Here is a 12,289-nt window from a genome sequence, read left to right on the forward strand (position 1 = left end):
ATCGTGCAGCGACGCACCTTCAACACCGTTCTGGCTGGTCTCGGCCTTTCGCTGGGTCAGGGGCGGGTTCGCGCCGTGGCGGCAACGCCCGTGCGGGTCGAGCATTTCATCCTTCAGCCCAATGGCTGGGTGCCGAACAACCAGACGCTTCCCGTCATCGTCTATCGCAATGCCCTGCCGGTTTCGGGTGACGATCCGGCCAGTGCTTTCGAGGACCTTTTCCAGCGCAATGGCTGGCCGCCGCAGTGGCGTAACGGCGTCTATTCTTTTCATCATTACCATACGATCGGTCATGAAGTGCTGGGCTTTTCCGGTGGTTCCGCGCGGCTGATGCTGGGCGGTCCCGATGCGCGGGAGGTGGCGGTGCGCGCGGGCGATATCGTCCTGCTGCCGGCGGGAACGGGTCATCAGAAAATCACGTCGGACGAGGATTTTGCAGTCGTCGGCGCCTATCCGCCGGAGCAGGGTTTCGACATCGTTCGGGCGGCGCCGGATGCGACGCAGCGCGCGCGACTGGCGCGCCTGCCCTTCCCGGCGACCGATCCGGTGGCGGGAGGCGACGGCCCCATAACCAGAGAGTGGCACTATTGATGAAGCGATTGACCCGCCGTGGAACCTTGAAAGCGCTGGCCGGCGCATGTCTCGTCGCCTCCGTGCCGGTCGCGCGTGCCGCGCCGTCGCTTCGGATCGGTATCATCGGCGCGGGGCATGTCGGCAGCACGCTGGGTGGTCTGTGGGTGAAGGCCGGTTATCACGTCATGTTCGCCGCGCAGTCACTGGACCAGCCGCGTGACGTGGCGCAGTCTCTGGGGCCGTTGGCCTCGGCTGGCACGCCGGCACAGGCGGCGGCGTTTGGCGACGTGGTGTTCCTTGCCGTGCCGTATCGCGCCATTCCGTCGCTGGGGCCGCAACTCAGCCCGATCCTGCGTGGCAAGACGGTGCTGGATGCGACCAATCCCTATGGCTTCAGGGATGGCGCGATTGCCCGGATTGCGGCGACGGATGGCGCTGGCATGACGACCCAGCGCTATTTCCCGGGCGCGCATGTGGTGCGCGGTTTCAACTCGGTGGATATGAGCAGCATCGCGAGTGAGGCGCATCGTACGCCCGACCCGCTTGCCATTCCGATTGCGGGCAATGATGCCGCGGCGTTGAAGCAGGCCGCCGAACTGGTGACGGCGGCCGGGTTCACCCCGGTCGTGACGGGCGATCTGGCGAGCGCGCGGTTGTTCCAGCCCGGCAATCCGGGTTTCGAGCTCGAAAGGGATGCTGCCGGATTGCGGGCGGCGCTTCACGTATCGCCATAGGGCCGGTGTTCACATCAGGTAGAGATAGAAGGGGATCGCGGCGAAGACGGCCCAGGTGACGAGGAAGACGATGGGTGCGCGCATGGCGAAGCGCGCCCCTTCCTTGTCGCGGCGCATCAGGTCGCGCATGTCGTTTTCCGTGGTCGCCAGCGTGAAGTCCTGCAGATGGTGGCAGCGCGTATGGAGGCTGTGTTCCTTGGCCTCCCATTTGGAAATGGCCGCGTAGGCCGCGCGGATGCCCGGCCATGCGAGCAATGCCAGTACGAAACCCAGCACGGCCAGTAGGGGCGGGATAAGCAGGACCATGTTGTCGCCCCAGCGTTTGGTCGAGCCTGTCATGGCGGTGGCGTAGGCGATCACCAGAAAGCTCTGGGAGGCGAGCAGGGCGTGCAGCCGACCGTTGACCACCTCGCTTTCGAAGCGGATTTCCGCCCGGTAGAAGGCGAGAAGCTCGCTTTCCGAGATTGGCGCGCAGCTGACGTTCTGCTGTTCTGGCGAAAGGTCGGTCATTCAGGGTGTCTCATTTTGCGATATGCCAGGGCTTCTTCGGGCTATTCTGCTCCAGTACAACACGGCAATACGTCGGGATCGGGGCCGGGATTTCGAACGCGCGAATGTGATGCACCGTACGGGCTTTCTGTCGTGACCTGATGAATCGTCCGGCGCAAGTTGCGCGCACCATTCATGGCGGGAAACTGCCATCGACAGCGTGGAACAGCATTATCGATCATGTCGTATTGGCGCATGCCCTTTCGGATTGCGTGGTTGGACGTCCCGGCTCTCAAACGCATCATCGTGCCGTTCTTTTCACTGAATTCTCTCATGCCCGGCACGGACCGGGTCCTGCTGGCGCAGGGCATTGTCTCGTCGTTGACGCTGGTATCGGCTGTATGTGTGTTCGGGCCGAAACTCGGGCCATCGGCCTTGTTCGGGGCGATGATCGCACAATGGGAGGCCGATCGTCCGCTTCGTGCCCGGCTGGGCTGTGCGCTGCTGGTTGGCGGCATCATGACGGGGACGATGGCGCTGGGCGTTCTGATCGCGCCTTATCCCTTCCTGACAGTGCCGGTCGTGGTGGCGTTCATCCTGCTCATGACGACGGGTTATTATTCCTTCGTTCTCACGCGCGGGCCGGGGCCGCTGCAACTCTTCTACGCCGTGGCCATCGGCAGTTACCTGGGGCAGTTCGGCTCGATCGGCTGGCAGGTCACGGACATCACGGCCTGTGCGGTCGCCGTGGCGGGTGTGCTGGCGGTGGTGGCGATGGTTTTTGCCCCGCACGGTCCGGAAGAGCGCGCGGTCGCGCAGGCGGAGCAATCGGTTGCGGTGTTCGTGCGCGGGGTGAACGAGACGATGAGCGCGCGCGTGCGTTCGGCCGAGCGGCATACCGCTTATGCGGCGGTCAATCGTGGCTGGCTGACGCTGCGCGCGGCTGGCAGGGGGCTGTGGGGACGTCGACAGGCACATGTTGATCGCATGATCGCCGCCAACCGCCGCCTGTCCCTGCGGATCGTGCAGGACGCCTATCCGCATGTCGATCCGGACGACGTGGGTTTCAGCACGCCGGCCCTGCGCGGGCGACCGACATGGTGGTGGCTGGTGCGCGCCAATTTTCATCGTGATTCCGTGGCGTGGTTCACGGCCGGGCGGGTCGGGCTGGCGGGCGGCATCGCCGGTGGGCTGACGCAGGTGTTCGGGCTGGGTCATCCCTATTGGGCGATTTTGTCCGCGACCCTGATCCTGCATCGCTGGATCGGTCGTCTGGCGACCACCACGCGCGCGCTGCATCGGGCGGTCGGCACGTTGCTGGGTCTGGGTCTGGTGGCCGCTGTCCTGTCGTTTCACCCCGATGCATGGGACATCATCGCCATCGTCGTAATTTGCATCATCGCGCAGAACTTCCTCGTGCAGCGCAATTATGCGCTCGGCATCGTCTTCGTGACGCCGATGGCGCTGCTCTCCATCGAGGTGGCCGGTCAGGCGGGACCGCTGTCGCGCCTGATGTCCGACCGGCTGACGGAGACGGTGATCGGCGCGACGGTGGCCATCCTTGTGACATGGAGCACCGGCCTGCACAGGCCGCGCGACATGATGCGCGCGCGCTTTCGGCGCAGCCTGCGGGCGATCCGCCAGGTTCTGGGCTGTCTCGTCAGGGCGGAGGCGGCAGCGCCCGTCGGCATCCATGCGCGTGTCGTGCTGCAATATGAACTGTTGACGACGCTGGCCGTGCTGACGCAGGCGGCGGAGGACGATCCTTCGCTCGTATCGTGGCACGATGTCGAGGTGGCGCTGGCGGATCTTGGTTATGCCGCCCTTTCCGCCTGCTGGCTGCGGGACGCGCGGGCGCTGGTGTCACCGCAGGCGGCGCTGGCCGATCTGGAGGCATTGTCTGAAAGGCTCTGCCTGACGAATGACATGCCCGCAGCGTTGCGGGAGTTGACGCGCGCATTGGGCGGCGTCCGTGCCCGGCTGGCCATGCGCCCGGCTTCATGACGGCGTGCAAGCGGGCGATTGCCGGAGGACCATGCGTTCAGGGGCGGTATTTTGGCGCGCGCTTCTGGCATCGCGCGTTTCGCGAGGATAATGTCGTGGCATGACGATGAAACATGCCCTCGCCGCCTGTCTGTTTCTCCTGACCGCGCCGGTGGCGTGGAGCGCGCCCGCGCCGCTTGCGCCCAGGGTCATTGTCGTGGCCGGTTGGGAAAACGGTGCGGATACGGGTGACGCGCCGGGCGAATATCAGGACTGGGTCGAGCGCGAGCATCTCGATACCGTCGTGCCGGTGCGCGGCGGGCCGGACAAGCCGATCCTTCGCCGCAATGCCGAGGGTGTCTATGGTCTGGTTCTGCGCAATGGCGCCACCGACCTGATGACGCTGGCGCTTGATCCGCATTTCGATCTGCACAAGACCTACTGGATCTTCACGGGCATTTCCGGCGTGGATCCGAATGTCGCCTCCGTCGGCAGCGTGGCGTGGGCGCGCTGGGTCGTGGATGGCGACGCCATGCGGGAAGTGGATGACCGCGACATTCCGAAAGACTGGCCGTACGGGCTTTATGCCATCGGGGCGGACCGGCCGAACGCCCTGCCCGTCGATGCCAATCATTATGGCTCCGTGACGGATGTCGCACAGCTCACCAAGGCCTATCCGCTCAATCAGGGGCTGGCGCGCTGGGCTTTCGCGCTGAGCCGACAGGCGGCGATGGTGGACGATCCGGCGATTGCCGCGCGCCGGGCCGCGTGGAAGGGTTTCCCCAACGCGCAGAAGGCGCCTTTCGTGATGATGGGCGAAACGCTGGGCGCGCGTCGGTACTGGCATGGCGCGTCGCGCAATCGCTGGGCGGAGGATTGGGTCAGGCTCTGGACCAGGAACCAGGGCACATTCGTGATGACGAACGAGGAGAGCCAGACCAACCAGGGCGAGATGCGCCTGCTGGCATCGCGCGGTTTCATCGATGCGGATCGCGTGATGGTGCTGCGTTCGGCCAGCAATTTCGACATGCCGCCGCCGGGCGTGCCGATCACGCAGTCCATGGGCGATGAAGGGCCGGGGCAGAACGTGGCTTTCGACAATAACGAGCGCGCGGGTGCGCCGGTCGTTCAGGCGTTGATTGCGCACTGGCCGCGTTACCGCGACCATATTCCGACCGCCGACTGAGGAGCGTGATGTCGGAGGGTTCGGCACCCGGCGCGATCGGATTCGATCCGTTATCCCCGGGCGCGCCGTGGACGCTGGCGCTGGCGCCGTCCCGCTGGACGCAGGACTTTCTTGCCCAGGGCCGACGGCTGGTCTCATGGCTGCCGGTCGGCTGGGGTCTGGGTGCGATCGCCTATTTCCTGCCGCGATCGGAGCCGGGTTTCCTGACCGCCGCCGGTCTTCTGGCGGTCGGGCTGATCCTGACGATCCGGGGCTGGCACGCGTTCTGGCCGCGCTGTCTCGGGCTTGCGCTCTGCGTGCTGGCGTTGGGCTTCCTGGACATGCGCTGGTGCGCGCATCGTCAGGCGCCGATGCCCGCCCTGCCCTCGCGCGCCGTAGTGTTGAGCGGAGATGTGCGGTCGGTCGTCGTGATGTCGCCACGCATGGATGGTGACGCGCCGGGACGACGCATCGTGCTGGACCGTGCGGTGTTCGAGACCGGCGTCGATATCGGGATGATGCCGATGCGGCGGGCGTTGCGTCTGCGGTTGCGGGATGACGATGCTGTCGATCTCCGGCCCGGGGCGCATGTGCGGTTGCGCGCCCTGCTCCGCCCCCCGCCCTTTCCTGCCTTGCCCGGCGGGCGGGATGCGCAACGCATCGCATGGTTCGACGGCTCGGCGGGAGGCGGCTACGCGCTGGGCGATGTTCGTGTTCTGTCGCAGGGGCGCGCGCCTCTGCTGGAGGGCCTGCGCGAGCGTATTGCCGGCATCGTGCAGGCCGCCCTGCCCGGCCAGTCCGGTGCGATTGCCGCGACGCTTCTGGCGGGCGAGACCGGGGGGCTTTCCGTCGGCACGCGCGACGATTTCGCCGCTGCCGGGCTGGCCCATCTGCTGGCGGTGGCCGGGCTGCATCTGGGGCTGGTCATGGGGTGTGTCATCGCCACGCTGCGATTTGCGATGGCGGCCTGGCCGTGGATCGCCCTGCGCTGGCCGTGCAAGGAGATCGCCTGTTCCATCGGGCTGGCGGGCGGTGCGGGATATGTGCTTCTGACCGGTGCGCATCTGCCCGCCATCCGCGCGCTCGGCATGGCGGGGCTGGCCACGCTGGCCCTGTTGCTCGGGCGGCGGCCGCTTTCCCTGCGCTCGCTGTCGCTAGTTGTCTGGGCCATTCTGATCGTCGCGCCGCAGGATGTTCTGGATGTCTCGTTCCAGATGTCCTTTGCCGCCGTTCTGGCGCTGATCGCCGGCTATGACGAATTGCGCGATCCGCTGATGCGCCTGCGGGGCGATGGGCGGTTCGCGCGCGTTGCGTTGTCGCATCTCGTCGCACTGGGACTGACGAGCCTGCTGGCCGGCGCGGCGACGCTTCCCGTCAGTCTGGCGCATTTCGGCATGCTGCAACCATGGTTCGTGCTGGCCAATCTTGTCGCCGTGCCGATTGCGGCGGTGTGGATCATGCCGTGCGGGCTTCTCGCCCTGCTTGCGATGCCGTTGCATCTCGCTGGCGTGCCGCTGGGTTTGATGGGCGCGGGCATCCGCGTGGTCATGCATCTCGCCCATGGCGTGGCGGGATTGCCGCTGGCCTCGCGCGCGGTGCCGATGATGCCGGGGTGGGGCCTGCTGCTTTACCTGCTGGGGTTGTGCTGGTTGTGCCTGTGGAAAGGTCCGGCGCGTTGCCTGGCCTGCGTGCCGATCGTTGTGGCGCTGGCCGCGCCGTGGATGGCGGCGCGGCCGGACGTGCTCATCGCGCCGGATGCGGGTGCCATGGCGGTGCGCATGGGCAGCGTGCTGGCCATGGGGCCGGTCAGCGGGCTGGACCGGCAGGTGGTGTCGGACTGGATGCAGGCGACCGCCCTGCCCGTCACGCCGCTTTCCGGCTGTGCCGGGGGCCTGTGCCGTGTGGGATCGGTTCTTCTGCGCCCGGACGATCGGCGGGATGGCAGCGTGCTGCCGCCCGGGGACGCTTGTCGTGGCGTGGGCCTGTTCGTCAGCCAGTCGCCGGCGCGGGAGGCGTGCCCGCAAGCTGTCGCGATCGACCGGTTCTCCGTCTGGCGGGACGGCGCGTATGCGGCCTATGCGATGCCGGGTGGCTGGCGCGTCGTCTCCGACCGGGCATGGCGCGGCGCGCGGCTCTGGGTGCCGGCGCCCGGTGGGCATGGCATGCCGAATTTGCCGATGGCCGTGGCGGAATAGGGGCCGTGTCGATGCGCCGTTCTACGGACTGGCGGCATCGGAAAGGCGATCTTCCAGAGCAAGGGAGATGGTCCGCCGCTGGGCGGCGCATTCCGTCGCCAGAAAGTCGAGAAGTGCCCTGACGGCGGGCGACAGGCCCCGTCGCGACGGGAAGATCGCGTGGACTGTGCCGGCGCGGGGTCGCCATCCGGGCAGAACCTGCACCAGACGTCCTTCCTGCACGTCCTGCCAGACCATCATGGTGGGAAGCTGCACGACGCCGATGCCGATCAGCGCGGCCTCCCGCAGGGCGGTCATGTTGTCGGTAATCAGGCGCGGTTCGTGGAAGATCATCGCGGTCTCGCCATCCGGCCCTTCCAGATTCCAGCCGTGGCTGGCGGGGCCGGTATTGAAATCGAGGCTGGGCAGGCTGGTGAGGTCCGCCGGCGACGGAAGTGGCGAGGGCACCAGCGACGGCGCGGCGACCAGGCATTGCGTGCTGCTGTCCAGCACCCGCATGACGAGGTTTTCCGGCTCGAGCGGTGGGAAACGCACGCGGATGGCGAGATCGAGCTCCTCCTCGCGCGGGTCGACACGGCGGTTCGTGCTGTCCAGCTCCAGGGTCACGGCGGGATGACGGGCGATGAAGCGGGCGAAGAGCGCGGCGAACTGGAAGTTCAGCAGCGTGACGGGACAACTTACCCGGATGACGCCGCAGGGTTCGGATTGCAGCTGTGCGATGGCCTGTTCCGCCGCTTCGGCCTCCTGAAGGATGGCGGTGCAGCGGTCGAAGAAGGCGCGACCGGTTTCGGTCACGCTGAAATGGCGGGAGGATCGCTGGATCAGCAGGGTATGCAGCCGGTCCTCAAGCAGGCGCACGCGTCGGCTGAGGAGCGATTTCTGGATACCAGTGGCGCGCGCGGCGGCGGCGAAACCGCCATGGCGCACGACCTGGGCGAAATAATAAAGATCGTTGAGATCCTTCATCGTTCTATCAGTAGAACGCTGTGTCTGATCTGACAATCTTCACGACGATCCCGGGGCACCGCATCTTCAGCACAGACGGGAGATGCGCTTCGTGCTGTCTCCGGCTGCAAGGAGGATGGCAATGCAGAAGAAAATTCTCGGCCGCTACGGAAACGACCGCGGCCACTGGGTCGGCGACGGTTTTCCGGTTCGTTCCCTGTTTTCCTACAATACGTTCGGCGAGCATCTGAGCCCGTTCCTGCTGCTCGATTACGCGGGTCCGCATGTGTTCCGGCCGACCGAAAGCCGCCGTGGGGTGGGAGAACATCCCCACAAGGGCTTCGAGACGGTGACGATCGTCTATGACGGCGAGTTGGAGCACCGCGATTCCTCCGGTGGCGGTGGTGTCATCGGGCCGGGCGATGTGCAGTGGATGACGGCGGGCAACGGCATCCTGCATGAGGAATTCCATTCCGCTGCCTATGCGCGGACGGGGGGCGAATTCCGGATGGTGCAGCTCTGGGTCAATCTTCCGGCGAAGGACAAGGGGACGCCTGCCGCCTATCAGACGCTGCACGCCGCGGAGATTCCCGCTGTTTCGCTGCCTGACGATGCGGGCCGCCTGCGCATCGTCGCGGGGTCGTATGCGGGGCGTCAGGGACCGGCGCGGATTTTCTCGCCGCTCAATGTCTGGGACGGCACGCTGCATGAGGGTGCGCAGGTCACGCTTGAATTGCCGGAGGGGCACAATACGGCCATCGTCTCTCTCGAGGGGCGGTTGATCGTCAATGGCGTGGAGGAACTGGATAACGCGCAGTTTGCCCTGCTGGGCCGGGACGGCACGGCGGTCACGCTCCAGGCTGCTCAAGCCGCCAGCTTTCTTGTGCTGACCGGCGCGCCGCTGAACGAGCCGATTGCCGGTCATGGTCCGTTCGTCATGAACACCCGTGAGGAGATCCGTCAGGCCATCGAGGATTTCAGCAACGGTCGTTTCGGTCATATGACGGCCGCCTGAAACCGGTCGGTATCGGCATGACGCGGAACGGTGCCGCGACGGTATCGGAAATGATCGCCGCCGTTGCGCATGTCGCCTGCCAGAAAAGAGGGAATTGCGATGTCAGGGAAAACATCACGTCATTTCGTGACGCTTCTGGGAAGTCTGCGTCGGGGTTCCCTGAACGGGATCGTTGCGCGGACGCTGCCGCAACTGGCGCCGGCGGGGATTGAGATTTCCATGCTGGGGTCGATCGGCGATTTGCCGCTCTACGATCCGGATTTGCAGGAGCGGGGCTTTCCCGCGCCGGTTCTTGCGATGGCCGAGCGGATCGCGGCGGCGGATGGTTTGATTATCGTGACGCCGGAATACAACTATTCCGTGCCCGGTGGGCTGAAGAACGCCCTTGACTGGCTGTCACGCATCTCGCCGCAGCCATTGGCCCGCAAGCCGGTCGCCATCCAGACGGTTTCCCCGGGTGCGATCGGCGGCGCTCGCGCGCAGTATCATCTGCGTCAGAGCCTGGTTTTTATGGATGCCATCGTTCTGAACAAGCCGGAAGTCATGATCGGGCAGGCGGCGGAGAAGTTCGACACGGCGCGGCTCGAACTGACGGACCAGCGCACGCAGGATTTCCTCGCTCGGCAGATACAGGCGCTGGCCGATCTGGCGCATGTCGTCGGGAAGCCGTCGGCGGTATAAGCGGCGGACAGGCGAGCACAGTATTTTTCAGGCGCCGGCCCTGTCGATGCCGCGCACCATCCTGTCGAGGACGGTGCGCATGGTGGCGTCGTCCAGTTGCATTTTTCCGTCGAGTTGCAGTGTGGCCAGACCATGAACCAGCGACCAGCAGCCCAGTGAGGCGACTTCCGGCTGGTGGGGCGTTACCTGCCGGACCCGGTTCGCCAGAACGGCGAAGGCCGAAAGGTCGTCGGCGTTCGGCGTCCAGCTTGCCTTGTGCGCGGCGAACATCAGGCGGAACAGGGCCGGGTTCGCCTGCGCGAACGAGATATAGGCCGCGCCTTGTTCCACGATGGCGGCGATGCCGTCCGCGCGCCTGTCCGCCATGGCGACGGCGGCGCGCAGGCCTTCGAAACCACGTTCCACGACGGCGCCGAGCAGGGCCGCCTTGTCGGCGAAGTGCCGATAGGGCGCCATGGCCGAGACGCCGGCCGCCCGTGCCACGCCGCGCAGGCTGATGTCGTCCGCGTTTGCCTGAAGCTGTTCCATTGCCACGCGGATCAGGGCCGATCGTAAATCCGCCGGGTCGTTCATTCTTGTTTACACCGTATACTGAATGCGTTATGTTTACACTGTAATCAGGGGGCGATCATGCAACAAGCACCGTGTCGTGAAACCGTGGATCTCTCCGGCTATCCGGACCTTGTCGTCATTCTGCTGGGCCTTCAGGCTCGACGTCTGCGTGCGTTTCTTTCGCTGCGCGATGTGGGGCGTGGTCTGGCCGCCATCCAGCGCACCCCGCCCGATGGGCTCCTGTCCCATCAGTCGTTGCGTTTCGGCTGGAACCACGTCGGGTTCCGGCAGTATTGGCGGGATTATGAAAGTCTGGAGGCGTTCACGCGCGCCGCGCCGCATGCCGACTGGTGGCGGCATTTCATGCAGCAGGGGCGTGGATGCGGCTTCTGGCATGAAGCGTATAGCGCGCGGGGTGGGATGGAGGCGATCTATGTCGACATGCCGCAGCGTACCGGCTTTGCTGCCTTTGCGCCGGTCGTCGCGCCGGAGGGGCGCCGGCGCTTCAGCCGTGCCCGTCTGGCCGAACATGCGGGGCGGGCAGCGGCTGTCTAGCGTTCAGAGACCTTCGACGAGTGTTGCCCGATAGGCGGCGCCCTTGAAACGGTGTTCGCGGACGCGTTTGTAATCCGCGCCGTCGTACCAGGCGAGGGCAGCGGCCTTGTCCGGGAACTCGACGATCACCACCCCGTCCGGACCCTCGCCCTCGAGGTTTTCCTGCGCGCCATAGGCGGCGAGGATCTTGATCGGGTGGCCCTTGAAGGTCTCGCCGACCGACTGGCTGTAGGTATCCATTTCCGCCTGGTCGAGGATGCGTTCGCGGGTGAAGACGATATAGGTGGCCATGGGGTGTTTTCCTTTCGGTTGGTGAAATCTAGGTACGCGGTTCGTGGACCGGGCACCTGTTGAGGTCGCTGCGCAGCCCGACGGATACGGGATAGAGTACTCGTCTGGCGCGCATGATGTTACCGAGCGGGCGGTGTGCCGTCAGCCCATGCCATGGTGCGAAGGAAAGTCCGTCATCCATCTCGCGCGAAAGGCTTTCCGACCAGCTTTCCTGCGGCGGCACGTCGATCGTGGCGACGGGAAGGTAGGGGTTGTGGTCTTCCGGCCAGACGGCGGCGGCGTTCTCGATCGGGTTGCGTTCGAGGTCGCGGCAGAGTTGCGCGCGCAGTGTCCAGCGACCGCCCTCCCGGTAGAGGATTTCGCGGATTTCGGTGCGGATGGCGTCCGGGTCACGGCGCAGGTCGACGCGTCGATCGGTCAGGGCGCGGAAGCTGTCCGATTCCGGCACGATATCGAACTTCGCCATGTATTGGCCGAAGCGGAACGGCACCTGCGAGCAGAAGCGATCGCCCAGCGGGTTGGTCGGCGCGTAGCCGCCCAGAAACGCCAGCAATGGGCTCGGTCTGGCGCATTTCGCCAGAATTGCGTTGATGGCGCGCAGGATATGGGAGAGTGCCGCCTTGGCCCATTCCATCCGGTCGGTCGTCAGGGCGAGAAGTCTCATGCCGGAAAGGAACGATTTCGCATCCGGCGTGGCGAAGGCGGGGCCGTTGGCGAACAGGAAATCCTGCGTCGTGTCGTTCTCCGATCCGGGAAGGCGCTCACCCCGCACGCCGATGATCTTGAGCGCGAAGCCGCGCGGGACGGAGACGGTGTCGCGCAGCGGATCGGCGGGGATGGATGACAGGCGCACGCGCGCGGCATAAGTGCCGGGTTCGGCGAACAGGCCCTGCGCCAGTTCCGGCGGCAGGTCGGGATGCACCCGGAATTCGCCATGCAGCAGCGCGTGGCTCTTGGCGTGGACGCCGCGTTGCGCGTGGCCCAGATCACGATGGGTTTTCGTGATGATTTTGCGGAATGTCGCGATCAATGCCCGGTGGGTGCGGTCTTCATCGGGTTGGGGCGTTTCCACGTCCGGGAAATAGGGCAGGGGTGCGGACAGCATGGGGCA

Annotated in this window: 13 protein-coding genes; 8 read left to right on the plus strand and 5 right to left on the minus strand. The window is 65.9% G+C overall.

Going from position 1 to position 12,289, the window contains the following annotated elements; translation table 11 throughout:
• Positions 1 to 3 precede the first annotated feature (3 nt).
• Together A0U93_RS08965 and A0U93_RS08970 are read left to right on the plus strand one after the other, a co-directional pair.
• Entirely contained in the window at positions 4 to 591 is a 588-nt protein-coding gene (locus tag A0U93_RS08965; protein WP_077807055.1) for a cupin, read from the plus strand.
• Positions 591 to 1,307, plus strand: a complete 717-nt coding sequence (locus A0U93_RS08970) for an NADPH-dependent F420 reductase (RefSeq protein WP_147151051.1) — start codon at positions 591 to 593, stop codon at positions 1,305 to 1,307. Before A0U93_RS08965 ends, A0U93_RS08970 begins: the two co-directional genes overlap by 1 nt.
• Positions 1,308 to 1,316: 9 nt before the next feature.
• Here A0U93_RS08970 and A0U93_RS08975 read toward each other — a convergent pair whose 3' ends face one another.
• A complete protein-coding gene (locus tag A0U93_RS08975) occupies positions 1,317 to 1,817 on the minus strand; it encodes a hypothetical protein (protein WP_077807057.1) in 501 nt (166 codons plus the stop codon).
• Positions 1,818 to 2,036: 219 nt separating this feature from the next.
• Here A0U93_RS08975 and A0U93_RS16950 point away from each other — a divergent pair, with 219 nt between their 5' ends.
• From A0U93_RS16950 to A0U93_RS08990, 3 genes are all read left to right on the plus strand, one after another.
• Positions 2,037 to 3,800 carry an FUSC family protein gene (locus A0U93_RS16950; RefSeq protein ID WP_211273996.1) on the plus strand — a complete coding sequence of 588 codons (1,764 nt, stop codon included), beginning with the start codon at positions 2,037 to 2,039 and terminating at the stop codon, positions 3,798 to 3,800.
• Between the two features lie 100 nt (positions 3,801 to 3,900).
• On the plus strand, positions 3,901 to 4,965 hold the full coding sequence (locus tag A0U93_RS08985; protein ID WP_077807059.1) for a purine-nucleoside phosphorylase: 1,065 nt from the start codon (positions 3,901 to 3,903) through the stop codon (positions 4,963 to 4,965).
• A gap of 8 nt (positions 4,966 to 4,973) precedes the next feature.
• The gene (locus A0U93_RS08990; RefSeq protein ID WP_077807060.1) at positions 4,974 to 7,139 is read left to right on the plus strand and encodes a ComEC/Rec2 family competence protein; all 2,166 of its coding nucleotides are present in this window, start codon (positions 4,974 to 4,976) and stop codon (positions 7,137 to 7,139) included.
• 21 nt (positions 7,140 to 7,160) lie between these two features.
• Here the strand turns inward: A0U93_RS08990 and A0U93_RS08995 are convergent, their stop codons facing one another.
• On the minus strand, positions 7,161 to 8,105 hold the full coding sequence (locus A0U93_RS08995; RefSeq protein ID WP_077807061.1) for a LysR substrate-binding domain-containing protein: 945 nt from the start codon (positions 8,103 to 8,105) through the stop codon (positions 7,161 to 7,163).
• 121 nt (positions 8,106 to 8,226) lie between these two features.
• Between A0U93_RS08995 and A0U93_RS09000 the strand changes: the two genes are divergently transcribed.
• Both A0U93_RS09000 and A0U93_RS09005 read left to right on the plus strand, forming a co-directional pair.
• Positions 8,227 to 9,099: a pirin family protein gene (locus tag A0U93_RS09000; RefSeq protein ID WP_077807062.1), complete on the plus strand. Its 873-nt coding sequence runs from the start codon at positions 8,227 to 8,229 to the stop codon at positions 9,097 to 9,099.
• 99 nt (positions 9,100 to 9,198) lie between these two features.
• Positions 9,199 to 9,780 carry an NADPH-dependent FMN reductase gene (locus tag A0U93_RS09005; protein WP_077808435.1) on the plus strand — a complete coding sequence of 194 codons (582 nt, stop codon included), beginning with the start codon at positions 9,199 to 9,201 and terminating at the stop codon, positions 9,778 to 9,780.
• 27 nt (positions 9,781 to 9,807) lie between these two features.
• Here A0U93_RS09005 and A0U93_RS09010 read toward each other — a convergent pair whose 3' ends face one another.
• Positions 9,808 to 10,353, minus strand: a complete 546-nt coding sequence (locus tag A0U93_RS09010; protein ID WP_077807063.1) for a TetR/AcrR family transcriptional regulator — start codon at positions 10,351 to 10,353, stop codon at positions 9,808 to 9,810.
• Between the two features lie 57 nt (positions 10,354 to 10,410).
• Between A0U93_RS09010 and A0U93_RS09015 the strand changes: the two genes are divergently transcribed.
• The gene (locus tag A0U93_RS09015) at positions 10,411 to 10,887 is read left to right on the plus strand and encodes a monooxygenase family protein (RefSeq protein WP_077807064.1); all 477 of its coding nucleotides are present in this window, start codon (positions 10,411 to 10,413) and stop codon (positions 10,885 to 10,887) included.
• Positions 10,888 to 10,890: 3 nt separating this feature from the next.
• Here the strand turns inward: A0U93_RS09015 and A0U93_RS09020 are convergent, their stop codons facing one another.
• Positions 10,891 to 11,178, minus strand: coding sequence for a DUF1330 domain-containing protein (locus A0U93_RS09020; protein ID WP_077807065.1), 288 nt, complete (start codon positions 11,176 to 11,178; stop codon positions 10,891 to 10,893).
• A 28-nt stretch (positions 11,179 to 11,206) separates the two neighbouring features.
• Positions 11,207 to 12,283, minus strand: coding sequence for a catalase family protein (locus A0U93_RS09025; protein ID WP_077807066.1), 1,077 nt, complete (start codon positions 12,281 to 12,283; stop codon positions 11,207 to 11,209).
• Positions 12,284 to 12,289 lie beyond the last annotated feature (6 nt).

It is taken from the genome of Neoasaia chiangmaiensis (assembly GCF_002005465.1).
GTDB classification, from domain to species: Bacteria; Pseudomonadota; Alphaproteobacteria; order Acetobacterales; family Acetobacteraceae; genus Neoasaia; species Neoasaia chiangmaiensis.